The sequence below is a fragment of the Rhodococcoides navarretei genome, assembly GCF_038069675.1.
Lineage (GTDB): Bacteria > Actinomycetota > Actinomycetes > Mycobacteriales > Mycobacteriaceae > Rhodococcoides > Rhodococcoides navarretei.
In genome coordinates, this window is sequence record NZ_JBBPCN010000001.1 from 1158473 (window position 1) to 1183794 (window position 25322).

Consider the following 25322-nt stretch of genomic DNA (forward strand, 5'->3'; position numbering starts at 1 on the left):
GAACACTGATGCTGTGAACACTGGGAACTGGGTACAGCTGGGGCCGGTGCAAACTTGGTACGCCGAGTTCGGCGGCGGCGATCCGGTGGTGCTTCTGCATCCCGGGGGTGTCGATGCGCGGGCGTTGGAGCCCACTGTCGCGGGACTGGCGTCGACGCTGCGGGTGTACACCCCCGAGCGTCGAGGTCACGGCCGCACACCCGATGTCGAGGGGCCCGGGTTGTCGACGGAATCGACGCACGCGGCTCTGACTTTTGCCGACATGGCCGCCGATACCATCGCGTTCATCGAGCAGGTCGTCGGCGGACCCACGAAGCTGGCGGGGTGCAGTGACGGCGGTGTGGTGGCCCTGATGGTCGCGCTGCAGAGACCGGATCTGGTGGAACGTGTCGCCTGCGTTGCGAGCGTGTTCCACCGTGACGGCTGGGGCGGCGGGATGTCGGGCCTCGCCGATGCCGACCGCAGCGACTTCGTGCGCAGGCTCGACGACATGCACAGCGCAGATCCGGCACTGACGCCTGCGGATCTGGCCGAGCTGTCGGTACGCACGCTGGTGATGATCGGCGACGACGACGAGGTGAGCATCGAGCACGCCACCGAGTTCTATCGCAGCGTTCCGGTTGCCGAACTGGCCGTCGTGCCGGGAACGTCGCACGGGCTACTAGTCGAGAAGCCGGCGCTCTGCAATGCACTTCTGCTGGATTTCTTCACTCGAGACGCCGTCCAGACTTTTGCGCCCATTCGCCGCGTCTGAGCTGGGGTCTCGCGGGCCGAACTCAGGTGCTCGGGACGTGGCGCAGGCCGTCGAACAGGACGTCCAATCCGCGATCGAGTTCGTGGGCACCGTCGTATTCTGTGATGAGCGGGGGGATGGCGGACATGATGGGGAACTCGTCGATCGGCAATCTCCGCAGCGCCAGGCTCAATCTGTCCACCGTCTCGTCCGGATGCTCTGTTGTCTCCTGGGTCTCGCTGAGCACGTGTCCACGTAGTAGGGACATCAGTAACCGGTAGGCCGAAAGTGCTTCGGGCACGGTGAAACCGGCAGTGGCAAGAAGGCTCAGGATGCCCTCGAGCGATACCAGCGACCTCGTGGTGCCCAGCCCCAGTGGCGTCGCCCGGGGGCGCGTCGCTAGCAGCACAGCCGCTCGTGGGTGTGCCAAGGCGAGTTCGCGGTAGTGCCGGCCGAAGATCGTGAGCTGCCGTCTCCAGTTCGTGTCCGACCCGTCGACCGCTACGAGGTTTCCCAGGATCGAATCGGCTATTGCGTCGAGCAGGGCTTCCTTCGTCGGAACGTACCGGTACACCGTCATCGGATCTCGATCGATCGATGTTGCCAGGCTGCGAATCGTCAAACTGTCGAGTCCGGTGTTGTCGACGATGGACAGGGCGGCCGATACGACGTATTCGCGGTCGATCTTGTCGCGTGAAAGTTGATTGAAACGGTCCGAGGGCGTCATGAATGCTTCACCATTTTCGGTACAACACGGTAAGCGTCACGCCGATCGGCTTTCGCTCTTCAAACAAACTTGTTGTTCGTCAACGTTTTTCGCTTGACCCTTGACCTTACACATGGTCAGCTGTAGCTCTACACCGTAGAGATACGGGGAAACTCTTTGTTGCGGAGTGGGCCATGAGCCTCCGCTGATCTTCCATCTCATTCGCTCGGCTGCAGACATTCGGCCGGCGATCCACCGATCTACAGAGTTCGCGAGACCTCGACGCCCCTGGTGTATTCCAGTGACCATCGTCGACCGTCGCGGAATCTCACAATCGACTCTCGTCGGGGGATTCGATACCCATATACGTTGTGCGACTACATGTCTCACGCGAAAATCCTCCATGAGATCGGCACCCAACATGCACGCTCCGCAACACCGTCCTGCGCCGTCCACATCCCGACGGAAGGGCTCGGCGTTCGTTCCTCTCGTCGGCACTGTCGCGCTCGCAACCAGTGCGCTCATGCTGGTCAACGTCTCGACAGCCGACGCTCAACCTCAAGCTCCAGCCCCAGCCGTCGTGGTTCCCGAAGTCCTGCTCGGTGCCGCAGACCCTTACGCGATACTTGCCGGCTCCACCGTCACCGACGCGGGCACTTCCGTCATCTCCGGCTCCGTGGGTGTGAGCCCGGGAAATGGAGAGCCTTCCAGTGTCACCGGCCTGCTCCCGGAACAAATTACCAACGGTGTGATCGACGACAAGAACGAACGGGCTTTGAACGCGAAAGGCGCTCTGCAGACTGCATATACCGATGCTGCCGGCAGGTCGGGACCGGAACTGGTCCCAGTCGAGTTGGGGGGCACGACACGGAATGCCGGTTTGTACAGAGGTGGCACTCTCGGACTGACCGGAGACCTGCCTCTGGTACTCGACGCGCAAGGAAATGCAGATGCGGTCTTCATTTTCCAAGCGGGATCGACTCTCGTCACGGGCTCGGGCAGCAGTGTGTCGCTGATCAACGGTGCCAGCCCGTGCAACGTGTTCTGGCAGATCGGAAGTTCGGCCACTCTCGGCACCGACACCGATTTCGTCGGCACGGTCATGGCGCAGGCGTCGATCACCGCTGCGACGGGTGCCGATGTGCGGGGCCGCCTGTTGGCTCTCACCGGCGCAGTCACGCTCGACTCCAACACGATCAGCAATGCTGAATGTGGGATCACGCCGCCGGATGACGACGGCGACACCCCGGGTGATGGTGGTGGCGGTACCCCGGGTGATGGTGGTGGTACGCCGGGTACCCCGGGTGATGGTGGTGGTACGCCGGGTACGCCGGGTGATGGTGGTACGCCGGGTACGCCGGGTGACGGTGGTGGAACCCCGGGTACGCCGGGTGATGGTGGCGGAACGCCGCCGATAGTCATCGAACTACCCCCGATCCCGGGTGTGCCTCCGGTGATCACCATCCCGCCGATCCCGGGCGTCCGACGCCTGAACTGCCGAACACCCCGGGTGTCCCGAACACCCCGGGTGTCCCGAATGTGCCGGAGCAGCCGAACACACCTAATACCCCCAACACACCGAACCAGCCGAACACACCTAATACCCCCAACACACCGAACCAGCCGAACACACCTAATACCCCCAACACACCTAATACCCCCAACACACCGAACACCCCTGATCAGCCCAACACTCCGGACCAGCCGCGCACACCGAACCAGCCGAACACACCGAGCGGCCCGGATCAGCCGGGCACGTACAACCCGGGTGGGCAGATCACGCAGATCCCGAACGGTGGCGTCGACACCGGTGACGGCAGTACCGTAAACCGTTCGAGTGCAGCGTCGTTCGTTCCGGTGTGGACGTTGCTGGCCGTGCTCGCGGTCGGTGCGGTCTCAGCCTTGACTTTGACTCGTCGTCGGAACTGATCGGTGAGATCTACCGTCGAGGTATCAGTACCTCTGGCTCGATTCGCCCGGACCACGACCCGTCATCGGGTCGTGGTCCGGGCGGTGGCGGCGGCGTTCCTGTTGCTGCTGTCGCTGGTTGCCGGGTGCGCATCGTCCTCGGATCCCGGCCCGTCGCAGAACGGTTCGATGTCCTCGACTTCTTCTGCTCCTGCCGCCGTCGCCCCGTCGGGTGAGGTTGCAGAGCAGTCATCGTCGGCCCCCGGGTCACCGCCTGCGCGACTCGAGATCGGTGCGATCGGCGTCGAATCCGACGTGATGGGTCTGGGTCTGCAGCCGGACGGCTCGATGGAGGTTCCCCCGGGAGGATTCCCCGCCGGTTGGTACACCGGATCGCCGACTCCCGGGCAACTGGGACCGTCGATCGTTGCAGGACATGTGGATTGGGACGGTAGCCCCGGCGTTTTCTACCGGCTCCGTGAACTCGAACAGGGCGACGATGTCACCGTCGTCAGCCAGGACGGCAACACCGTCCGCTTCGTGGTCAGCGCGGTGGAGCAATACCCGAAGGATGCGTTCCCCACCGACAAGGTCTACGGAGACATCGACCATCCCGGCCTACGTTTGATCACTTGTGGCGGCCAATTCGACTCGGACATCTCGAGTTACGACGACAACATCGTCGTGTACGCCGATCGGGTCTGACGACAGAACGCTTTCCCCGGAACTCGGTCAGAAGGGCGGTGGCTCGTCCTCGGGTGCCGAGGCGGGCATCGGGGTCGGTTGTGGTTTCGCCGTCTTCGGAGTCGGCGAATCACACTCTGATGCTGTCCCTTTCGGCTTCGGACTGACTTTCGGCAGGTGGTCGAAGTCTGCGAGTTGCGTTGTGCCGGGAACAGTGACTGCGCTGGTGCCGGCATCGGAGATCCAGAACTCGACACCATCGGCGAGCATGACAGGAGTCCACAGGCCCATGGTCTTGAGGCTGTGGTGATAGCGGCACAGACAATGCAGATTGGAGTCGATGGTCCACCCGCCGTTCGCAGGATCGCGGTGGAAGTACGGGACGACGTGGTCGATTTCGCACTGCTGGGCCGCGACATCGCAGCCCGGATGCCGACAGGTGCGATCGCGGTAGCGAATATGCTCCGCCAGTGCAGTAGTCGGCCGATAGGTGAGGGCTCCGGGTGGCGGCAGCAGAAGGCCGCCATGCCCGTCCGGATGCAGCGCGAGCCCGAGAGCGGGATCCGCTGCGATGGCCGCTTCGAGCTCGGCAACGAAGGTGTACGTGCCGCGATACGGCGTGGCGACACAACTGTTCCGCGGTGGACGCGGGGCATTCTGCGAGCGCGGCGGTCGAGGAACAGAACCGCCGACACGACGACGACCGCGTCCCAGTGGATGAAACACCACAGGCGACCTGCTGCCCTCGGACCGGCTGTTCCTCGTGTTGCGTACTTTCGATCCTCTGGGCTTCTGTGGGCCGCCTTTCGATCCGCTGTGGTTCGTCCTGCTGCCGCTGTCGGACCTGCCTTCGGCACCCTTGTCTTCAGTGTCTTCAGTGTCTTCAGTGTTCCCAGTGCCGTCAGTGTCTGCGCCGTTCTCGGTGTCGGTGCTGAGGTCGAGGTCCATGAGCGATTCCAGGTCTTCGCCGTGGCCGAGTGACTCGGCGAGGTTGCGTGCTTCGGTGAGGAGGATCTGCCAGTGAGCGTTGTCGGCGAGTTCCCGGGCGTACTCGGCATCGATGGTGCCGTGCCCGGACAGGTGCGCAGGATTGGACAGCAGACCGGCGAGCGTGGCGAGGTCGACCGTGATCACCGTCAGCGGCGCGCGCCGGTCCGGGCGTGAGGTATCGGCCGTGCACGGGTTGTCGTCGGTGGGTTCGCACATGCAGGCCATCGACGACTCCTGATGCAGCAGAGCAACATACGCCGCCGCTCGCTTCTGTCCCCGGGTACGTGGATCTCGTCGACAGACGGTGGCGGCCATCTCGTTGATGAGTTGCCAGGCAGCGGCGGCGTCGGCTGCGGTGAGGTCGGCCTTCAGCGTCGACAGCACATCTTTGTCGGTGTACGTGACGTTGGTGTGCCGTTTCAAGTCCTTGCGTAAGGCGGCAGCTTCCTCGGGCGCGATGCGATACATGATCGACCAGATTTCCGTCGCCAGCGGACCCGGTGACAAGCGTCGGGCAGCGTGCAGAACCTCGCCCTGGACGGCCGTCGCTGCACCCTGCGTCAGATTGTGGGTACAGCGGTATATCGCGCGGACGCGAGGTAGATCGAGTTCGCCGGCCTCGAACGCGGCGGCGACGGCAGGAAGCCGAAGTCGAAGGTCCATTCCGACCTCGGCGTATGTGTTCGCAACGGTCTTGGAGCAACCCAGAACGTGCGCAATTTCGGAAGCCGCATAGTTGCCCGCGTCCTGAATGACATCACCGACGAGCACGTTCTGATGAATGCACGTGTCCCAGATGGCAGCGGCCAGAGCGACCTTGCGAGCGCACGCCTGATTCTCGAGGATCGCGACGTCACGAATTTCGCCCAGCACTGCGTTGTCGATGTACGGCTTCGATTGCGGCCCGAGATAGGCCGCGAACCTACTGCGCGTCGATCCAGATGTAGTCATCTCGAGTCGCCCCCCGGCGCTTGTTCAAGAAGAAGTAGAACGTGTGTTCGATGGTACCGAGGTGTGGGATATTCGTCAACATCAATAGTGTTGCAGCAGAGCAGGATCGACGCGCAAGTGCCTATACACCTACCCACCGACACGATGTGGCGACCCCGACGCCGCGTCAGGGCACGCGGTCACACGAGTGTGAACCGCTCCAGCACCACCTGGGTGTCGTCGTTCACGCTGAAGTGTGGATCGCCCAGTTCTTCGCGAACCTCTGCCGACTGCCAGAACCTTTCGTGCCCGGCGCGCCACTGCGCGACATCGACGTATCCTTCACCCTCGTCGAGAGCATGCTGCACTGGAACATCGCGCAGTGCAACGATTTCGACGCCCGTGGTCTCGATGATCCCCACCGTCGATCCCGCCGAATCCACCACCGCGCCACGATCCCCGACTCTCGGCAGCTCCTCGTCGACGTACTGCGCCAACAGGCTTGCTGTACTGGTCTTCTCGCCGGTGAGAACGGCTGCAACCAGCCTGTCCCGTAGTGGTCCGGGGAACGCGAATTCGACAATCGGAAGATCGGTCACCGACCCATCATATTTCGAGGTCGGCCCACACCAGTCGATGGTCCGAAGGGTGCTCGGCCTGATTCGGCCAATACACCTGCGAATCGAGCACGGTCAGATCGTCCGACGGCAGTACGTAGTCCACCCGCAGGTCGCCCGGAGTCGGGTCGGCGAAATCGGCTGTGTCCGTGCCATGTCCATCGGACGTGGGTGCCGGGTCCTGGACCCGCGGCAGATCGAGAACCTGCGCGATGGCACCCGCTACCGAGTCGCCGTCGACCGGATCACTGTTCTGATCCCCCAGCATGACGAACGACGCTCCCTCGTCCAGTCCGCCGCGCACGCCCTTGTCGTCGTAGAGGTAGTCCGCACCCGAGATGTAATCGGCACTGAGCCGAATCTCGTCATGGTTGCGCTTACCGTTGCGGTCCTCGGGACCATCGAAAGACGGGGGAGTGGGGTGCGACGCCAACACGTGCAGCGTCGTGCCGTTCACGTCGATCGGCACGTCCCAATGAGACTTGCTGGAGAGCCGCAGTGCGTCCGACACGTCGCCGTAGTAGTCACGCGGCAGCAGGGAATCCGGCATGTCCTTCCACAGAAAATTCTGGAACGTGCGTACCGACTCGGTCGCGATGGGAAATTTCGAGTACACGACCATCCCGTACTGACCTGGAAATTGACCGAACCCCCAGGCGTCACCGGGCCCGCCGAGCGCGCTGTCCTTGTCCAGGTCCAATCCCGAATCGACGCCCGTGTTCACCGGCGCAGTGAAAGAATACCGATACTGCCCGTCGAGATAGTTGTCGTTGAACAACCTCACCGCATCATCGCCCGAATAGTCGAACTCGTTGACCAACAGGACATCCGGTGAGTTCGCCACGATCACATCGGCCACCGCGCGGGCCTGTGCGTTCTCGCCCTGCAGGTCGGTCACCAACTGCCCGGGGGCGGGCCGGTTCAGGCTGGCATTGAACGTCGCCACCCGGATGCTCGACGGTTCGTCGGGGGCCGGATCCGCGGCGGTTGGATTCACAGAGGAGCAACCGGCAGCCATGAAGGTCAGGGTAACGGCGGCGGCCGCGAGTCTCGACATTTTCACATTCCGCACCGTAGAGACGGCAAGCGAACGTAAGGTTACGAATTAACAAGCAGGCGTGCTTGCTTTTTTCGCGCCCCTTTGTGAAGCTGAGCGCATGGCAGACCTCGACACACTCGTCGACGACCTCCGCGCCGAGGGCGACGACCTCGATGCCCTGGTGGCCGAGCTGACCCCGGAACGGTGGTCGGCACCGACGCCGGCCGAGGGTTGGACCGTCGCACATCAGATCGGGCATCTCTCCTGGACCGATCACGTCGCGGAGCGAACCACGTCCGGCGCATCCGGCGATATCGAGGCCAAGGAGGAGTTCGCGCTCACGCTGAAGAAAGCATGGGAGAACCCCGGCGGTTTCGTCGACGACGCCGCCGAGGAGGAGTCGCGCGATCCCGACCTGCTGAGCATCTGGCGTACCCGTCGCCACGCCATGACCGACGCTCTCGTGCGGGTTCCGCCCGGGACCAAGATCGACTGGTTCGGCCCTCCGATGAGTGCGGCGTCCATGGCCACGGCGCGGTTGATGGAGACGTGGGCGCACGGTCAGGATGTCGCCGACGCACTGGGCGTCACCCGCGTCGCCACCGACAGAATCCGCGGCGTCGCGCACATCGGCGTGCGGACGCGGGATTTCGCCTACATGGTCAACCAGCAGACCCCTCCCACCGAACCGTTCCGAGTAGAGCTCACGGCACCGTCGGGTGAGCTCTGGACGTGGGGACCGGAGAACGCTGCTCAACGCGTGAGCGGACCGGCTCTCGACTTCTGCCTTCTCGTCACCCAGCGCGCTCATCGCGACAACCTCGACATCCATGCCGAGGGACCCGACGCCGCACACTGGCTCACCATCGCCCAAGCCTTCGCAGGCCCTCCGGGGGTCGGACGGACACAGTCAGGACTCGAGAAAGCATGACCGTACGTATCGGCAACTGCTCAGGCTTCTACGGAGACCGCCTCTCCGCCATGCGCGAGATGCTCGAGGGAGGCGAACTCGATTACCTCACCGGTGACTACCTCGCCGAGCTGACGATGCTCATTCTCGGCCGCGATCGGATGAAGGACGCGACCCGTGGGTACGCGAAAACCTTTCTGCGCCAGGCCGAGGATTGCCTGGGGTTGGCACTCGACAAGGGTGTCAAGATCGTTGCCAACGCCGGTGGGCTCAATCCACGTGGCTTGGCCGAAGCGCTGGAGAAGCTCGACTCCGGTGCGAAAATAGCGTACGTCGATGGCGACGACCTACTCGGCAGAGCGGCCGAACTCGGCCTCGGTAACCCGCTGACCGCAAATGCTTACCTCGGCGCGTGGGGCATCGTGGAATGCCTCAACTCCGGTGCCGACGTCGTGGTCACCGGGCGCGTCACCGACGCCAGTGTGATCGTCGGTCCTGCGGCGGCCCACTTCGGTTGGACGCCGACCGATTACGACGCGCTGGCCGGGGCCGTGGTCGCAGGGCACGTCATCGAATGCGGAACGCAGGCGACGGGTGGCAACTACTCGTTCTTCACCGAGATTGCCGATATGTCGCGCCCGGGCTTCCCGATCGCAGAGATTCACAGCGACGGGTCGAGCGTCATCACCAAGCACGAGGGTACCGGGGGTGCCGTCAGCGTCGGTACCGTCACTGCTCAGTTGCTGTACGAAATCACCGGCGGGCGTTATGCGAATCCCGATGTGACAGCACGGATCGATTCAGCGATCCTGACGCAGGAATCCAGCGATCGAGTTGCCATCAGCGGCGTGACCGGCGAAGCTCCGCCGCCCACCTACAAGGTCTCGCTCAATGCACTCGGCGGCTTCCGCAACGAATTCACGATGGTGCTCACCGGCCTCGATATCGAGGCGAAAGCAGAACTGGCGCAACGTCAATTCGAGTCCTGGCTCCCCGCGCGACCCGCCGAGTTGAAGTGGACCCTTGCGCGTACCGACAAGCCGGACGCCGAGACGGAGGAGACGGCCAGCGCCTTGCTGCGCTGCGTGGCTCGCGACAGCAACCCCGACGCCGTCGGACGTCAGTTCTCGGCCGTAGCAGTCGAACTCGCACTGGCCAGCTACCCAGGATTCTCGGTGACTGCACCGCCGGGCAACGGCGCGCCGTACGGAGTGTTCACGGCAGGATTCGTCGACGCGGCCCAGGTGCCGCACGTTGCGCATCTCGCGGACGGCACCGAAAGTGCCATCGCACCGTCGACGGACACGCGGAAGTTGGAACCCCTCGATCAACCGACGCTCCCGCCACCGAGAGCAGACGAAGCGACCATCCGGCTACCACTGGGAACCATCGCCGCGGCCCGAAGCGGCGACAAGGGCGGCAATGCCAACGTCGGGGTGTGGGTCCGTACCGATGACGAATTCGTTTGGCTGGTGCACGCATTGACGGTCGAGACCCTGAAGAAGATGTTGCCCGAGGCCGAAAAACTCACCGTCACTCGGCATGTACTGCCCAACATGCGGGCGGTGAACTTCGTCATCGAGGGCATCCTCGGCCAGGGCGTTGCATCGCAGGCCAGATTCGATCCACAGGCCAAGGGGCTCGGTGAGTGGCTGCGGTCGCGTCACATCGACATCCCCGAAACACTTGCCTACAAGGGAGCACTCGTATGAACATCTGGACGACGCCGGAGCGTCAGCAGCTGCGCAAGACCGTTCGCAGTTTCGTGGAGCAGGACATCGCGCCGCATATGAACCAGTGGGAAGCCGACGGCGAGATTCCGCGTGAGCTGCACAAGAAGGCGGCCGCTCTCGGCTTGCTCGGCGCGGGCTTCCCCGAGGAGGTCGGTGGCAGCGGCGGTGATCTGGCCGACGCCGTCGTGATCTGCGAGGAGATGCACCAGGCCGGCGCGTCGGGTGGACTGTTCGCATCTCTGTTCACCAGCGGAATTTCATTGCCGCACTTGATTGCAGCCCGAGACCCGCAGCAGATCGAGAAGTGGGTCGAGCCCACGCTCGCGGGGGAGAAGATCGGCTCGCTCGCCATCACCGAGCCGGGTGGCGGCTCCGACGTCGGCCACCTCAGGACGAAAGCCGTCAAAGATGGCGAGCACTACGTCGTCAACGGATCCAAGACGTACATCACCTCCGGATGCCGAGCCGATTTCATCGTCACCGCGGTCCGCACCGGCGGCGAGGGGGCTGCAGGCGTCTCGTTGCTCGTCATCGAGAAGGGCACACCCGGGTTCGAGGTCACCAGCAAGCTCGACAAGATGGGTTGGCGCGCATCCGATACCGCGGAGCTCTCGTTCGTCGACGCCCGAGTGCCGGTGAGCAACCTGGTCGGTGCCGAGAACAGTGGCTTCGCACAGATCGCGCAGGCGTTCCTCACCGAGCGAATCGCCCTCGCCGCGCAGGCCTATGCCAGCGCACAGCGGTGCCTCGATCTCACGTTGCAGTGGGTCCGTGATCGCGAAACATTCGGAAAGCCGCTCATCGCACGGCAATCCGTACAGAACACCGTCACCGAGATGGCGCGCAAGATCGACATCGCCCGCGTCTACACCCGGTCGCTCGTTGAGCGGTCCATGCAGGAGAACCAAGACTTCATCGCCGAGGTCTGCTTCGCGAAGAACACGGCCGTCGAATCCGGAGAGTGGGTCGCCAATCAGGCTGTACAACTCTTCGGGGGACTCGGCTACATGCGCGAGAGCGAGGTCGAGCGGCAGTACCGCGACATGCGCATCCTCGGTATCGGCGGCGGCACCACCGAGATCCTCACCGGACTGGCAGCAAAACGATTGGGGTACCAGGCATGAGCGTGCTCAAGTCCACCCTCGACACGGCATCGGAGCAGTACGCCGGAAGCGTCGAAGCCATGAATACCAAGCTGAGCGAGATCGACGCCGAGCACTCGAAGGCTCTGCTCGGCGGCGGTCAGAAGTACGTCGAGCGGCACAGGAAGCGCGGCAAGCTCCTGGCCCGCGAACGCATCGAGTTGCTGATCGACGAGGATTCCGCGTTTCTCGAGCTGTGCCCACTCGCGGCCTGGGGTAGCGACTTTCCCGTCGGAGCCAGCACCGTCATGGGTATCGGCGTCGTGTGCGGCGTCGAATGCCTCATCGTGGCCAACGACCCGACGGTCCGCGGCGGAGCGAGTAATCCGTGGACTCTGAAGAAGGGGTTCCGCGGCAACGACATCGCCACGCAGAACCGGCTTCCGGTGATCTCGCTGGTCGAATCCGGTGGAGCCGATCTGCCGACGCAGAAGGAGGTGTTCATCCCCGGTGGTCGCATGTTCCGTGATCTGACGCAGCTCTCGGCGGCGGGCATCCCCACGATCGCCCTGGTGTTCGGCAACTCCACCGCCGGCGGCGCATACATCCCCGGTATGTCCGATCACGTCGTGATGGTCAAGGAACGATCCAAGGTCTTCCTCGCCGGGCCGCCACTCGTCAAGATGGCTACCGGTGAGGACTCCGACGACGAGTCACTCGGCGGGGCCGAGATGCACGCTCGAAAGTCCGGTCTCGCAGACTATTTCGCCGTCGACGAGCAGGACGCCATCCGCATCGGACGCAGCATCGTCTCCCGGCTCAACTGGAAGAAGAAGGGCCCAGAGCCTCGCGTCGAGGTCATCGAGCCGCTCGCCGACCCCGAGGACCTGCTCGGCATCGTCCCCACCGATCTGAAGATCCCGTTCGATCCCCGCGAGGTCATCGCCCGCATCGTCGACGGCTCCGATTTCGACGAGTTCAAGCCGATGTACGGCGGATCGCTCGTCACCGGCTGGGCCGAGTTGCACGGCTATCCGATCGGCATTCTCGCCAATGCCCGCGGTGTGCTGTTCAGCGAGGAATCGCAGAAGGCGACGCAGTTCATTCAGCTCGCCAACCGGTCGAACACCCCACTTCTGTTCCTGCACAACACCACCGGCTACATGGTGGGTAAGGAATACGAGGAGGGCGGCATGATCAAACACGGGTCGATGATGATCAACGCCGTCTCCAACTCCACCGTCCCGCACATCTCGATTCTGCTCGGGGCCTCGTACGGAGCCGGCCACTACGGCATGTGCGGTCGCGCCTTCGATCCGCGTTTCCTGTTCGCCTGGCCGTCCAGCAAGTCCGCCGTCATGGGTGGTGCGCAGCTAGCAGGCGTCATCTCCATCGTCGGACGCGCCGCCGCCGAAGCTCGCGGACAAGCCTTCGACGCCGAAGCAGATGCCGGCATGCGCGCGATGATCGAAGGCCAGATCGAGGCCGAGTCGATGCCGATGTTCCTCTCCGGACGCCTCTACGACGACGGCGTCATCGACCCCCGTGATACCCGCACGGTGGTGGGAATGTGCCTGTCGGCCATCGCCACCGCCCCGATCGAAGGCACCGCCAACTTCGGTGTCTTCCGGATGTGAAGCCATGACCGTATCGTCCGTCCTCGTAGCCAACCGCGGCGAAATTGCCCGCCGCGTCTTCACTACCTGCCGCGCCGAAGGCATCGACACCGTCGCGGTGTTCTCCGACGCCGACGCGAACTCCCCGCACGTCCGTGAGGCCGATGCGGCAGTGCGGCTACCCGGCAACAGTTCGGCCGAGACGTACCTGCGCGGCGAGCTCGTCATCGCCGCTGCAGTGCAGGCCGGAGCCGACGCCGTGCATCCGGGATACGGATTCCTGTCCGAGAACGCCGATTTTGCGCAGCAGGTGCAGAACGCCGGCCTGACGTGGATCGGGCCGCCCGTCAAGGCAATCGAATTGATGGGCTCGAAGGTCGAGTCCAAGAAGATGATGGCCGACGCCGGAGTGCCGGTGCTGACCCAGCTCGATCCCGAGTCGGTCACCGAGAACGAACTTCCGGTGCTGATCAAGGCGTCTGCAGGCGGCGGCGGGCGCGGCATGCGTATCGTGCGCAACCTGGAGAACCTGGATTCGGAGCTGGAAGCGGCCGGGCGCGAGGCACTCTCGGCATTCGGCGACGGAACGGTGTTCGTCGAGCGGTACATCGAGACCGGCCGGCACATCGAAGTGCAGGTCATGGCAGACAGATTCGGCGCCGTGTGGACGGTGGGCGAGCGCGAATGCTCGATCCAGCGTCGTCACCAGAAGGTCGTCGAGGAGGCTCCGTCGCCGCTCGTCGAACGCATCGATGGCATGCGCGAGAAGCTCTTCCATGCGGCGACACTGGCCACCGAGGCCATCGGCTACGAGGGTGCAGGCACGGTCGAATTCCTCGCCGACGAGAAGGGCAACTTTTTCTTCCTCGAGATGAACACTCGTCTGCAGGTGGAACACCCGGTCACCGAATGCACGACGGGACTCGATCTGGTTGCACTGCAGATTCGGGTGGCAGCGGGGGAGCGGTTGCCCGCCGAGCAGCCGGCGACTCGTGGACATTCCATCGAAGTTCGCCTCTACGCCGAGGATCCGGCCCAGGACTGGCAGCCACAGAGCGGTGCCGTGCACCGATTCGAGATCCCCGGTGCGCAGTTCGAGGTGTCGGACAAAGCTGGATACATCCGAGTGGACTCCGGCGTCGAGACCGGCAGTGTGGTGGGAACTCACTACGACCCGATGCTGGCGAAGGTCATCTCCTTCGCGCCGACGCGGGATCAGGCAGCGAACCTACTGGCCAAAGCGTTGCAGAAGGCCACCGTTCACGGCCTGAAGACCAACCGCGATCTGCTGGTCAACATTCTGCGGCACCCGGCGTTCGTGGCGGGGGATACCGATACGGCCTTCTTCGACACGCACGGCCTCGACGTCCTGGCTCAGCCGATCGCGCACGGCCGAGGCGAGGAACTGTCCGCTCTCGCAGCTGCTCTGGCCGACGCGGCGAGCAACCTCCAACGAGCCCGCGTGAATCGGGGACTGCCCGGCGGTTGGCGAAACCTGCGGTCGCAGCCGCAGCGCAAGACCTACAACGACATCACCGTCGAATATTCGATCGGACGCAGCGGGCTCACCTCCTCGGTGGAGGGTGTCGAACTGGTGGAGCACACGCCGACCTCGGTGACGTTGGACGACAACGGTATTCGACGTACCTTCACGGTGAGCAGCTACGGTTCGGCTGTCTTCGTGGATTCGGCGCTCGGTCCGGTTCGGTTGATCAGGGCCCCGCGGTTCACCGACCCCACCGACCAGGTCGCGGCTGGTTCACTACTCGCTCCGATGCCGGGCAGCGTCATCAGAATCGCTGCCGCGCAGGGCGATACCGTCACCGCCGGTCAGCCCATCCTGTGGCTGGAGGCGATGAAGATGGAACACACGGTGACCGCACCTGCAGACGGTGTGCTCACGGAACTGAACGTTCAGCAGGGTCAACAAGTCGAGGTCGGTGCAGTTCTGGCCGTGGTATCAGAAGGAGCAGAGCAAGCATGAGTTTCATCGAAACCGAAGAGCAGAAGGGACTGCGCAACGCAGTCTCGTCACTGGGCAAGCGCTACAACTACATCGACTACGTGTTGCCCAAGGCGCGCAAGGGTGAGCCGCTGACCGAGCTGTGGAACGAGGCGGGCAAGCTCGGCTTCCTGGGCGTCAACCTGCCCGAGGAGTACGGCGGTGGCGGCGCAGGCATCTACGAACTCGCGCTCGTGCAGGAGGAGTTGGCCGCGCACGGTGCCGGTCTGCTGCTCGTGGTCGTCAGCCCCGCCATCTGCGGCACCATCATCGGCAAGTACGGCACGGGCGATCAGAAGCAGGAGTGGCTCACCGCCCTCGCCGACGGATCCAAGATCATGGTCTTCGGCATCACCGAGCCCGATGCCGGATCCAACTCGCATCAGATCACCACTACAGCGCGCCGTGACGGCGACGAGTGGGTCCTCAAGGGCAACAAGATCTACATCTCCGGTGTCGATCAGGCCGACGCGGTGTTGATCGTCGCGCGCACCGAGGATTCCAAGACCGGCAAGCTCAAGCCTGCCCTGTTCATCGTGCCCACGGACGCTCCGGGTCTGCAGAAGACGCAGATGGAGATGGACATCGTCGAACCCGATCACCAGTTCGTGCTGTTCCTCGACGACGTCCGGTTGCCCGCCGAGGCACTCGTCGGTGAGGCCGACGCTGCCCTGATGCAGCTGTTCGCGGGACTGAACCCCGAGCGCATCCTCGGTGCCGCGATGGCCATCGGAATGGGCCGGTACGCCATCGATGCCGCAGTGAAGTACGCCAAGGAGCGCACCGTCTGGAAGACGCCGATCGGGGCCCACCAGGGCTTGGCGCACCCGTTGGCGCAGTGCAAGATCGAGCTGGAGTTGGCGAAATTGATGATGCAGAAGGCCGCGGTGCTCTACGACTCCGGCGACGACTTCGGCGCTGCCGAGGCTGCGAACATGGCCAAATACGCTGCGGCCGAGGCCAGCATCAAGGCGCTCGATCAGGCGATCCAAACCCACGGTGGTGCCGGGTTGAGCAGTGAGTACGGCTTGGCTGCAATGCTCGGAGCGGCTCGTATCGCGCGCGTCGCACCGGTGAGTCGGGAGATGATTCTCAACTTCGTGAGCCAGCACTCGCTCGGACTGCCGAGAAGCTACTGATGGCCGTTCTCGCCGAGAACTCCACGAGCACGGCGTATTTGACGCTGGATTCGCCGGAGAACCGGAATGCGTTGTCCTCGGTGTTGGTCGAGGAACTGACGGCGGGCCTGATCGCTGCGGCGCACGACGACGACGTCAGAACGATCGTGCTCGGTCACACCGGCACGACGTTCTGCGCCGGTGCCGACCTCCGAGAGGCCGGTGCGTCCCCGGAGCTACGCACCCGGCAGATGCTCGATCTGATGCGGCTGATCATCGACACCCCGAAACCCGTCATCTGTCACATCGACGGACATGTGCGGGCCGGCGGCATGGGCCTGGTTGCGGCGTGTGACATCGCGATCGCCGGACCCGAGAGTTCGTTCGCACTGACCGAGGTGCGGCTCGGGCTCGCGGCATCGGTCATCTCGGTGGCCGTGCTGCCGCGGCTGACGTCCCGCGCGGCGAGTCGCTACTTCCTCACCGGGGAGACGTTCGACGGGGCGACGGCCGAGGCGATCGGCCTGGTCACCGCGGCCGACGCCGTTCCCGCGGCCGCGGTGGCCGACTACATGATCATGTTTCGGAAGTGCTCGCCGCAGGGCCTGGCCGAGTCGAAACAGCTCACCACGGCAGCGATCCGACGCGAGATCGACGAACGCGGAACGGCCGTCGCCGAGCAATCGGCCAGGTTGTTTGCATCGGACGAGGCCCGAGAGGGGATGATGTCCTTTCTGGAGAAGAGGCCGCCGTCCTGGGTGGTCGAAAAGTAGGTCGGCAGAGCGTCGGTAGTAGTAGGGAGTATGGCGATGGTGATGGCGCGCGAACCCAAGCAGGACCGCAGCAGGGTCACGCGTCAGCGACTGCTCGAGGCGACGATCGATTCACTCGCCGAGCAGGGGTGGAGTGCCACGACGGTGGGCGTCGTCGCCGAACGCGCCGGCGTCTCTCGCGGCGCGACCCAGCACCATTTCCCGACGCGTGAGGACCTGATCACCGGAGCCCTCGAGTACATGTTCGACACTCGAATGGACCACGCACGCCGCGAGGCCCAGGAGATCCCGCCGGGTCCAGGCCGGACGAAACTCGTGGTCGAGCGGCTCGTCGAGTACTACACCGGGCCGATGTTCAAAGCGGCACTGCAGGTCTGGACAGCGGCGTCGGCCGACCCCGAGTTGCGCGATCGCATCGTGCCGCTCGAAGAACGGTTCGGCCGTCGTGCCCACCAGATGGCCGTCGAGAACCTCGGTGTCGACGACAACGATCCCGTCACCCACCGTCTCGTCCAGGCGACCCTCGACCTCGCTCGAGGACTGGGTCTCGCCGATGTGCTCACCGACGATGCGCGACGCCGTGCCGAGGTCGTCAGATCGTGGGCCGAGGTACTGGATGCATCGTTGAACTCGCGGCTGTCCGCAGCGTCGGTGGGAGCTCGCTAGAACCCACACGGTCTGCAGCGCCGACCGACCTGTGCTTGAGTCTGGCGGGTGACTTCCGATACCGCACGCGTGCACCGCGGCCACATCTTTCACGTCGCCGGATCGCCAACGGTGCTCGACGCTGCCGCGTCGTTGGTGTCGATTCCCGACGGTGCGCTGGTGGTGTCCGACGCGGGCACGATCGAGTTCTGTGGCGAGTTCGACTCTCTGCCAACGCATTACGCGCACCAGGAGATCGCTGATCATCGTCCCGGGTTTCTGCTGCCGGGATTCGTGGACACCCACATTCACTTTCCGCAGACCTATGCGGGTGATTCCTACGGCGGTGGGCAACTACTCGAATGGCTGAACACGTGCATCTTCCCGTCCGAGTCTCGCTTCGCCGATCCCGAGTTCGCTGCCGCAGCGGCCAGAGATTTCTGCGCCGCGCGAATCCGGGCCGGAACCACGCAGGCGATGGTGTTCGGCTCGGCCTTCCCGCATGCACAGGACTCGCTGTTCTCCGAGACGCTCGAGCACGGGCTGCGCATCGTCAGTGGACGCGGAGTTCAGACCACCGGCCCGGCGTCGGCGCAGGCGTTGATCACCGGTGAGGACGAGGCCATCCGGCTGGTGTCCGAGGAGATCGAGAAGTGGCACGCGGCAGATACCGGCGACGTCGACACGGCGATGTTGCATGTGGCCGTCGTACCGCGGTTCTCGCTCTCGGTGACAACCGAGACGCTGAAGAATCTCGGCGAGCTCTACGATTCCGTCCGCGCCCGAGGTGTCTACTTCCACACGCACCTGAACGAGAACAACCGGCCGGGAACCGGCGAGATCGACGCCACCAAGAACGCCTACGGGGTGGATACCTACCTCGACACCTACGACGGCAAGTTTCTGCCGGGCTCGCAGGTCGGCGGCAAGAGCTTCCTGGGTCGGCGCACCATCCTGGCCCACGCGGTGCACTGCCAGGACATCGAACTCGAGCGGTTGGCCGAAACCGGCACCTCCATTGCGCACTGCCCTACCTCGCAGCAGTTCCTAGGCTCGGGCACCATGCCGTGGAAGCGAACCGTCGCCGCGGGAGTGAACATCGCCATCGGTTCGGACTTCGGCGGAGGTGACGAATGGCTGCTGCCGCAGGTCCTCGCCGACGCCTTCAAGGTGCACATCTCCGAGGCCGGCGACGCCGGACTGTCGCTGCACCCGGCGGAACTGCTGTTCACCGGAACCCTCGCGGGGGCCCGCGCGCTGGACATGGAGAGCCGAATCGGCAACTTCGACGCCGGCAAGGAAGCCGATTTCGTCGTCGTCGATCCCGGGTCCTGGCCGCAGCTGGCGACGGCGATCGACCACGGCGTCCGCGCCGACGATCCTGAGCTGGCCCGCGACCAGACCCTCTTCGCGCTGCTGATGGCGATGCGCGAGCCGGCCATCGTCGGCGTCTATGTCCGGGGCCGGAAGCTCGCCGCTTCGCGGTAACGTATTGCCCACTCGCTTCCCAGGGATCAGGAGTAACTCGCACATGGCTCGTCGGACACGATTCGGTCTACTCGCAGCTGCATTCGCGGCTGTGGGCACCATCGCCCTCGCGCCGGTCGCACAGGCTCAACCGCCTGCCGATGCCCCGCCTGCACCCACCGAGAACGCGCCTGTACCCCCGCCTGGACCGGTTTCCGTCCCCGTTCTGCAGATTCCCAACCTCGGGGTCACCGTCGGTGGGCTGATCGTTCCGGATCAGTGGATCGGCACGATCGAGGCCGCCGGTACCGAGACGCCAGGCCTGACCCACATCTGGGGCCGCGCCGCCGAGCCGCGGATCTGCACGTCCTACCAGAACTTCGCCAGCCTGCAGGTCGACTTCGTCAACGTAGCCAACGGTCGCAGCGGATCGGTGAACGCTCCGATCTGCCAGCAGGGCAATGGACGATTCGTTCCCTCGGGGCCGGTGGTCGCGGACACCGGTAGCGGACCGATTCTCTTCACCGCACATGTTCTGGCCTCTGGCATTCTGTTCGACATTCCCGGCGTCGGCGCGTTCGAGGCACCGTAGGCGGATATGAAGCGGTTCGCGATGGCGGTGACGGGGGCGGCAATTCTGGTCGCCGGGTGCGGCGGTGCCGAGGACGACGCCGCGCCACCCGGGGACTCGGCACCCGCTACCTCCGCATACGAGCCCGGCCCCTTCTTCGGCGAATGCGGATCGATCACCGACGCCGAAGTGCAGTCCGCGTTCGGAGCGGGCCCGTTCGGGCAGATCACCCGCAACTCCGTCGGCTGCCAGTGGGAAACGGTCGGCTTCGGCGGACCCGGCGTCAGCTTCTCCTGGTACCGCGGCAGCCCGATCGGCCGGGAACGGGCCGGTTCCGAGCTGATCGGCCGTCCGGCGAAGGACATCGAGATCGACGGCAACCCCGGCTTCGAGGCCGAGCGGGGCACGCTGTGCGAGATCGGCGTGCAATTCGGCGACGACTTCTTCCACTGGTCCATCACGTACTCCGACCAACCTGCGGCGCGCCCACCCTGTGATGTCGGAAACGAACTCGCACAGCTGACCGTGGAGCGTAAGCAATGAGAAAGAGACGCATCATTGCCGCCGCAGCGACCGTGCTACTCGCCGCCGGCTGCTCGCAGACCGTGGAGGGAACCGCGCGACCGGCCAGCTTCGGCGGCTCGGGTGGCGAAGAATTCACCGACTTGTTGACCGAGTGCGACGCCGTGTCCGACGACCAGATCACCGACACCGTCGGTGCCGACCTCATCGCTCAGGGTTTCCTCGGGGCCATCTGTCGGTGGGATCTCGTCGGCTCCGCGGGCACGGTGAAGGTGACGTTCAACTGGTTCGAGTCCGGCACTCTCGCAGCTGAGCGGGCCGCCAACGAGAAGTTGATGTACACCGTCACCGACACAACGGTCCAGGGACGCAAGGCAATCCAGGCCCAGCGCCCGAACGACCCCGACTCGTGCGGGGTCTCCGCCGGTGCGGATCGGGCGGGCATTTTCGGGTGGTGGGTGCAGTACCAACCGGACGTCGCGCATCCCGATCCCTGTCAGGCCGCCGCGAAGCTCGCCGACCTCACGCTGAACCTCAGTCGATAACCCGCGAACCCACACGAGGGGTGTTTTGACCCGAGGCGACGCTGCCGGGTATCGTTATGGGTCGTGTCCGGCCTGGCCGGACCGTTTGTGTGCCTATGCGAGGTACAGCCGTGCGCACGTTCGCTCGAAGAGCGCGCAACCGGCTGGACGTGTGGGGGTATGCGACACACCCGACCGCGGGGTGCAAGAGACCCGCGATAGCAGTACTGGAGCAGCAGCAGTACCGGGTGAGGAGCAGTGTTCTCTTGCTCCAACTGCTAGATCCCTGTTTATCGACACGAAGAAAGCCGGTTTATGCCAACGATCAACCAGCTGGTCCGCAAGGGTCGCACCGACAAGGTCGCGAAACTGAAGACCGCTGCCCTCAAGGGCAGTCCACAGCGCCGTGGCGTGTGCACTCGCGTGTACACCACCACCCCCAAGAAGCCGAACTCCGCTCTCCGTAAGGTCGCGCGTGTTCGCCTGACCTCCTCGGTCGAGGTCACCGCATACATCCCCGGTGAGGGTCACAACCTGCAGGAGCACTCGATGGTGCTCGTTCGCGGTGGTCGTGTGAAGGACCTCCCGGGTGTGCGTTACAAGATCATCCGCGGCTCGCTCGACACCCAGGGTGTCAAGAACCGCAAGCAGGCTCGTAGCCGCTACGGAGCCAAGAAGGAGAAGAGCTGATATGCCACGCAAGGGCCCAGCACCCAAGCGGCCGCTGATCAACGACCCGGTCTACGGATCGCCGTTGGTCACGCAGCTCGTCAACAAGATCCTTCTCGACGGTAAGAAGTCGACCGCAGAGCGCATCGTCTACCAGGCGCTCGAGCAGGCTCGCGAGAAGACCGGCACCGACCCAGTCGTCACGCTCAAGCGTGCACTCGACAACGTCAAGCCGGCCCTCGAGGTTCGCAGCCGTCGCGTCGGTGGTGCCACCTACCAGGTGCCCGTCGAGGTTCGTCCCGGCCGCTCCACCACGCTGGCACTGCGCTGGCTGGTCACGTTCTCGCGCGCTCGCCGTGAGAAGACCATGGTCGAGCGTCTGGCGAACGAGTTGCTCGACGCCAGCAACGGCCTCGGTGCCGCTGTGAAGCGTCGCGAGGACACTCACAAGATGGCCGAAGCCAACAAGGCGTTCGCCCACTACCGCTGGTGATCTCCTCGCTCGGGCGGTATTCGGAACTATCCGATGCCGCCGGAGCGTTGATCAGCTCAGGCAATACCTCTTCCAACACCAAGGCGGGTTAACTCGTGGCACAGGACGTGCTGACCGACCTACTCAAGGTCCGCAACATCGGCATCATGGCTCACATCGATGCCGGCAAGACCACCACTACCGAGCGCATCCTCTTCTACACCGGTATCTCCTACAAGATCGGTGAAGTTCACGATGGCGCAGCCACGATGGACTGGATGGAGCAGGAGCAGGAACGTGGCATCACGATCACCTCTGCTGCCACGACGTGCTTCTGGAACGAAAACCAGATCAACATCATCGACACCCCCGGGCACGTCGACTTCACCGTCGAGGTGGAGCGTTCGCTCCGCGTGCTCGACGGCGCTGTCGCAGTGTTCGACGGCAAAGAAGGTGTCGAGCCGCAGTCCGAGCAGGTGTGGCGCCAGGCCGACAAGTACGACGTGCCGCGTATCTGCTTCGTCAACAAGATGGACAAGCTCGGCGCGGATTTCTACTACACCGTGCAGACCATCATCGATCGCCTCGGCGCCAAGCCGCTGGTCATCCAGCTGCCGATCGGCTCCGAGAGTGACTTCGAAGGCATCGTCGACCTCGTCGAGATGAACGCGAAGATCTGGCGCGGCGAAACCAAGCTGGGCGAGACCTACGAAACCATCGAGATCCCCGAAGATCTCAAGGAGCGCGCAGCCGAGTACCGCGAAATGCTGCTCGAGACCGTGGCCGAGTCCGACGAGGCGCTTCTGGAGAAGCACTTCAGCGGCGAAGAGCTCACGATCGACGAGATCAAGGCTGCCATCCGCAAGATGACGGTCAACAGCGAGCTGTACCCGATCCTGTGTGGATCCGCGTTCAAGAACAAGGGCGTTCAGCCCATGCTCGACGCGGTCATCGACTACCTCCCGTCTCCCCTCGACGTTGCCGAGACCATCGGACACGCCGTCGGCGACGAGGAGAAGGAGATCACTCGCAAGCCGTCCGCAGACGAGCCGTTCGCGGCTCTCGCGTTCAAGATCGCGACTCACCCCTTCTTCGGCAAGCTGACCTACGTCCGGGTGTACTCGGGCAAGGTCGACTCCGGCGCTCAGGTCGTCAACTCGACCAAGGGCAAGAAGGAGCGTCTGGGCAAGCTCTTCCAGATGCACTCCAACAAGGAGAACGCGATCGCGACCGCATCTGCCGGTCACATCTACGCGGTCATCGGCCTCAAGGACACCACGACGGGTGACACGCTCTGCGATCCGCAGAACCAGATCATCCTCGAGTCCATGAGCTTCCCGGACCCGGTCATCCAGGTCTCGATCGAGCCGAAGACCAAGTCCGACCAGGAGAAGCTGGGAACAGCCATCCAGAAGCTCGCCGAAGAGGATCCCACCTTCTCGGTGAAGCTGGACGAGGACACCGGCCAGACCGTCATCGGCGGCATGGGCGAGCTGCACCTCGACATCCTCGTCGACCGTATGCGTCGCGAGTTCAAGGTCGAGGCCAACGTCGGCAAGCCGCAGGTCGCGTACCGCGAGACCATCCGCAAGACGGTCGACAAGCACGACTACACGCACAAGAAGCAGACCGGTGGCTCCGGCCAGTTCGCGAAGGTCATCATCAAGCTCGAGCCTTTCGAGGGCGAAGACGGAGCGACCTACGAGTTCGAGAACAAGGTCAGCGGTGGTCGTGTGCCGAGGGAGTACATCCCCTCGGTCGACGCAGGTGCTCAGGACGCCATGCAGTACGGTGTTCTCGCCGGATACCCCCTGGTCAACGTCAAGGTCACACTGCTCGACGGTGCGTACCACGACGTCGACTCGTCGGAAATGGCCTTCAAGGTCGCCGGCTCACAAGCGTTCAAGGAAGCCGCTCGCAAGGCCAGCCCCGTCATTCTCGAACCCGTCATGGCCGTCGAGGTCATCACGCCCGAGGATTACATGGGTGAGGTCATCGGCGACCTGAACTCCCGCCGTGGTCAGATCCAGGCCATGGAGGAACGCAGCGGTGCCCGTATCGTCAAGGCACTGGTTCCGCTGTCGGAGATGTTCGGCTACATCGGAGACCTTCGGTCGAAGACGCAGGGCCGCGCAAACTACTCCATGGTCTTCGATTCGTACGCAGAAGTTCCCGCGAACGTAGCGAAGGAAATCATTGCGAAGGTGAACGGAGAGTAATTCTCTCCGCTTGCTGGACCACGCTCGACCTGTAATAAGAAACAACACATACGCGTGCTTGCCCCGCAGGGGCCCGCACAGATCAGTCCAGGAGGACACACAGTGGCGAAGGCGAAGTTCGATCGGACGAAGCCGCACGTCAACATCGGCACCATCGGTCACGTTGACCACGGTAAGACGACGCTGACGGCTGCAATCACCAAGGTTCTGCACGACAAGTTCCCGGACCTGAACGAGGCCTCGGCTTTCGATCAGATCGACAAGGCTCCGGAGGAGAAGGCTCGTGGTATCACGATCAACATCTCCCACGTCGAGTACCAGACCGAGAAGCGCCACTACGCGCACGTCGATGCACCGGGTCACGCCGACTACATCAAGAACATGATCACCGGCGCGGCTCAGATGGACGGCGCAATCCTGGTCGTGGCAGCAACCGACGGCCCGATGCCGCAGACCCGCGAGCACGTGCTGCTCGCCCGCCAGGTCGGTGTTCCGTACATCCTGGTCGCACTGAACAAGGCCGACATGGTCGACGACGACGAGATCATCGAGCTCGTCGAGATGGAGGTCCGCGAGCTCCTCGCTTCGCAGGAGTTCGACGAGGACGCACCGGTCATCAAGGTCTCCGCACTCAAGGCACTCGAGGGTGACGAGAAGTGGGGCGAGTCGGTCATGGAGCTCATGCAGGCCGTCGACGATTCGGTTCCGGACCCCGTCCGTGAGACCGACAAGCCGTTCCTCATGCCCGTCGAGGACGTCTTCACCATCACCGGTCGTGGCACCGTGGTCACCGGACGTATCGAGCGCGGCTCGGTCAACGTCAACGAAGAGGTCGAGATCGTCGGCATCCGCCCCGGCTCGACCAAGACCACCGTCACCGGAATCGAAATGTTCCGCAAGCTGCTCGACTCGGGTCAGGCAGGCGACAACGTCGGCCTCCTCGTTCGTGGCATCAAGCGCGAAGACGTCGAGCGTGGACAGGTCATCATCAAGCCGGGCACCACGACGCCCCACACGGAGTTCGAGGGCAACGCATACATCCTGTCCAAGGACGAGGGCGGCCGCCACACGCCGTTCTTCAACAACTACCGCCCGCAGTTCTACTTCCGTACCACGGACGTTACGGGCGTTGTGACCCTTCCCGAGGGCACCGAGATGGTCATGCCCGGTGACAACACCGAGATGTCCGTCACGCTGATCCAGCCGGTCGCCATGGATGTCGGCCTCCGTTTCGCCATCCGTGAGGGCGGTCGTACCGTCGGAGCCGGTCGCGTCACGAAGATCATCAAGTGATCTAGTTTCACCCTGCTCTACCGAAGCGGCACCCACCTTCTGGTGGGTGCCGCTTTTGCGTGCGGTCGGCTCCGCCGCCCGCGTCAATGGACCCTTGCA

The 25322-nt window shown here is 64.1% G+C and carries 24 protein-coding genes and 1 pseudogene; 21 read left to right on the forward strand and 4 right to left on the reverse strand.

Annotation, left to right across the window (positions count from 1 at the left end):
• The first annotated feature begins 13 nt into the window (after positions 1-13).
• Positions 14-754 carry an alpha/beta fold hydrolase gene (locus AABD04_RS05785; RefSeq protein WP_341440480.1) on the forward strand — a complete coding sequence of 247 codons (741 nt, stop codon included), beginning with the start codon at positions 14-16 and terminating at the stop codon, positions 752-754.
• Positions 755-776: 22 nt separating this feature from the next.
• Here the strand turns inward: AABD04_RS05785 and AABD04_RS05790 are convergent, their stop codons facing one another.
• Positions 777-1460 (reverse strand): TetR/AcrR family transcriptional regulator C-terminal domain-containing protein, encoded by a 684-nt coding sequence (locus tag AABD04_RS05790; RefSeq protein ID WP_341440481.1) that lies wholly within the window; start codon positions 1458-1460, stop codon positions 777-779.
• A gap of 502 nt (positions 1461-1962) precedes the next feature.
• Here AABD04_RS05790 and AABD04_RS25140 point away from each other — a divergent pair.
• The 4 genes and pseudogenes from AABD04_RS25140 to AABD04_RS05805 form a co-directional block, all read left to right on the forward strand.
• Positions 1963-2625, forward strand: a pseudogene (locus AABD04_RS25140) (ice-binding family protein); the annotation flags it as partial.
• A 43-nt stretch (positions 2626-2668) separates the two neighbouring features.
• Positions 2669-2857 carry a hypothetical protein gene (locus AABD04_RS05795; RefSeq protein WP_341440482.1) on the forward strand — a complete coding sequence of 63 codons (189 nt, stop codon included), beginning with the start codon at positions 2669-2671 and terminating at the stop codon, positions 2855-2857.
• A 121-nt stretch (positions 2858-2978) separates the two neighbouring features.
• Positions 2979-3368 (forward strand): hypothetical protein, encoded by a 390-nt coding sequence (locus AABD04_RS05800; protein WP_341440483.1) that lies wholly within the window; start codon positions 2979-2981, stop codon positions 3366-3368.
• A 3-nt stretch (positions 3369-3371) separates the two neighbouring features.
• Positions 3372-4052, forward strand: coding sequence for a class F sortase (locus AABD04_RS05805; RefSeq protein WP_341440484.1), 681 nt, complete (start codon positions 3372-3374; stop codon positions 4050-4052).
• A 27-nt stretch (positions 4053-4079) separates the two neighbouring features.
• Here the strand turns inward: AABD04_RS05805 and AABD04_RS05810 are convergent, their stop codons facing one another.
• The 3 genes from AABD04_RS05810 to AABD04_RS05820 all read right to left on the reverse strand — a co-directional run bounded on the left by AABD04_RS05810 (position 4080) and on the right by AABD04_RS05820 (position 7625).
• The gene (locus AABD04_RS05810) at positions 4080-5972 is read right to left on the reverse strand and encodes an HNH endonuclease signature motif containing protein (RefSeq protein WP_341440485.1); all 1893 of its coding nucleotides are present in this window, start codon (positions 5970-5972) and stop codon (positions 4080-4082) included.
• Between the two features lie 179 nt (positions 5973-6151).
• Positions 6152-6550 (reverse strand): ASCH domain-containing protein, encoded by a 399-nt coding sequence (locus AABD04_RS05815; RefSeq protein WP_341440486.1) that lies wholly within the window; start codon positions 6548-6550, stop codon positions 6152-6154.
• Between the two features lie 7 nt (positions 6551-6557).
• Positions 6558-7625 (reverse strand): endonuclease/exonuclease/phosphatase family protein, encoded by a 1068-nt coding sequence (locus tag AABD04_RS05820; RefSeq protein WP_341442963.1) that lies wholly within the window; start codon positions 7623-7625, stop codon positions 6558-6560.
• Positions 7626-7725: 100 nt separating this feature from the next.
• Between AABD04_RS05820 and AABD04_RS05825 the strand changes: the two genes are divergently transcribed.
• From AABD04_RS05825 to tuf, 16 genes are all read left to right on the forward strand, one after another.
• Positions 7726-8538: a TIGR03084 family metal-binding protein gene (locus tag AABD04_RS05825; protein WP_341440487.1), complete on the forward strand. Its 813-nt coding sequence runs from the start codon at positions 7726-7728 to the stop codon at positions 8536-8538.
• Entirely contained in the window at positions 8535-10229 is a 1695-nt protein-coding gene (locus tag AABD04_RS05830) for an acyclic terpene utilization AtuA family protein (RefSeq protein ID WP_341440488.1), read from the forward strand. The genes AABD04_RS05825 and AABD04_RS05830 overlap by 4 nt, the downstream gene beginning before the upstream one ends.
• Positions 10226-11374: an acyl-CoA dehydrogenase family protein gene (locus AABD04_RS05835; RefSeq protein ID WP_335742685.1), complete on the forward strand. Its 1149-nt coding sequence runs from the start codon at positions 10226-10228 to the stop codon at positions 11372-11374. Before AABD04_RS05830 ends, AABD04_RS05835 begins: the two co-directional genes overlap by 4 nt.
• Entirely contained in the window at positions 11371-12969 is a 1599-nt protein-coding gene (locus tag AABD04_RS05840; RefSeq protein ID WP_341440489.1) for an acyl-CoA carboxylase subunit beta, read from the forward strand. Before AABD04_RS05835 ends, AABD04_RS05840 begins: the two co-directional genes overlap by 4 nt.
• A gap of 4 nt (positions 12970-12973) precedes the next feature.
• A complete protein-coding gene (locus tag AABD04_RS05845; protein ID WP_341440490.1) occupies positions 12974-14932 on the forward strand; it encodes an acetyl/propionyl/methylcrotonyl-CoA carboxylase subunit alpha in 1959 nt (652 codons plus the stop codon).
• A complete protein-coding gene (locus tag AABD04_RS05850) occupies positions 14929-16089 on the forward strand; it encodes an acyl-CoA dehydrogenase family protein (RefSeq protein WP_243596025.1) in 1161 nt (386 codons plus the stop codon). The genes AABD04_RS05845 and AABD04_RS05850 overlap by 4 nt, the downstream gene beginning before the upstream one ends.
• Complete coding sequence (locus AABD04_RS05855; protein WP_341440491.1) at positions 16089-16841, forward strand: enoyl-CoA hydratase family protein; 753 nt, start codon at positions 16089-16091, stop codon at positions 16839-16841. The genes AABD04_RS05850 and AABD04_RS05855 overlap by 1 nt, the downstream gene beginning before the upstream one ends.
• Positions 16842-16883: 42 nt before the next feature.
• Positions 16884-17507: a TetR/AcrR family transcriptional regulator gene (locus tag AABD04_RS05860; RefSeq protein ID WP_341442964.1), complete on the forward strand. Its 624-nt coding sequence runs from the start codon at positions 16884-16886 to the stop codon at positions 17505-17507.
• A gap of 48 nt (positions 17508-17555) precedes the next feature.
• Positions 17556-18974, forward strand: coding sequence for an amidohydrolase family protein (locus AABD04_RS05865; RefSeq protein ID WP_341440492.1), 1419 nt, complete (start codon positions 17556-17558; stop codon positions 18972-18974).
• Positions 18975-19017: 43 nt separating this feature from the next.
• Positions 19018-19545 (forward strand): hypothetical protein, encoded by a 528-nt coding sequence (locus tag AABD04_RS05870; protein WP_341440493.1) that lies wholly within the window; start codon positions 19018-19020, stop codon positions 19543-19545.
• 6 nt (positions 19546-19551) lie between these two features.
• Positions 19552-20067: a DUF3558 domain-containing protein gene (locus tag AABD04_RS05875; RefSeq protein ID WP_341440494.1), complete on the forward strand. Its 516-nt coding sequence runs from the start codon at positions 19552-19554 to the stop codon at positions 20065-20067.
• Complete coding sequence (locus AABD04_RS05880; RefSeq protein ID WP_341440495.1) at positions 20064-20591, forward strand: DUF3558 domain-containing protein; 528 nt, start codon at positions 20064-20066, stop codon at positions 20589-20591. The genes AABD04_RS05875 and AABD04_RS05880 overlap by 4 nt, the downstream gene beginning before the upstream one ends.
• Positions 20592-20885: 294 nt before the next feature.
• Positions 20886-21260 carry a 30S ribosomal protein S12 gene (gene rpsL, locus AABD04_RS05885; protein ID WP_008714048.1) on the forward strand — a complete coding sequence of 125 codons (375 nt, stop codon included), beginning with the start codon at positions 20886-20888 and terminating at the stop codon, positions 21258-21260.
• Between the two features lies 1 nt (position 21261).
• Entirely contained in the window at positions 21262-21732 is a 471-nt protein-coding gene (gene rpsG / locus AABD04_RS05890; RefSeq protein WP_003941856.1) for a 30S ribosomal protein S7, read from the forward strand.
• Between the two features lie 95 nt (positions 21733-21827).
• The gene (gene fusA, locus AABD04_RS05895; protein ID WP_243596019.1) at positions 21828-23930 is read left to right on the forward strand and encodes an elongation factor G; all 2103 of its coding nucleotides are present in this window, start codon (positions 21828-21830) and stop codon (positions 23928-23930) included.
• 102 nt (positions 23931-24032) lie between these two features.
• Positions 24033-25223 (forward strand): elongation factor Tu, encoded by a 1191-nt coding sequence (gene tuf, locus AABD04_RS05900; protein ID WP_341440496.1) that lies wholly within the window; start codon positions 24033-24035, stop codon positions 25221-25223.
• The last annotated feature ends 99 nt before the right edge of the window (positions 25224-25322 follow it).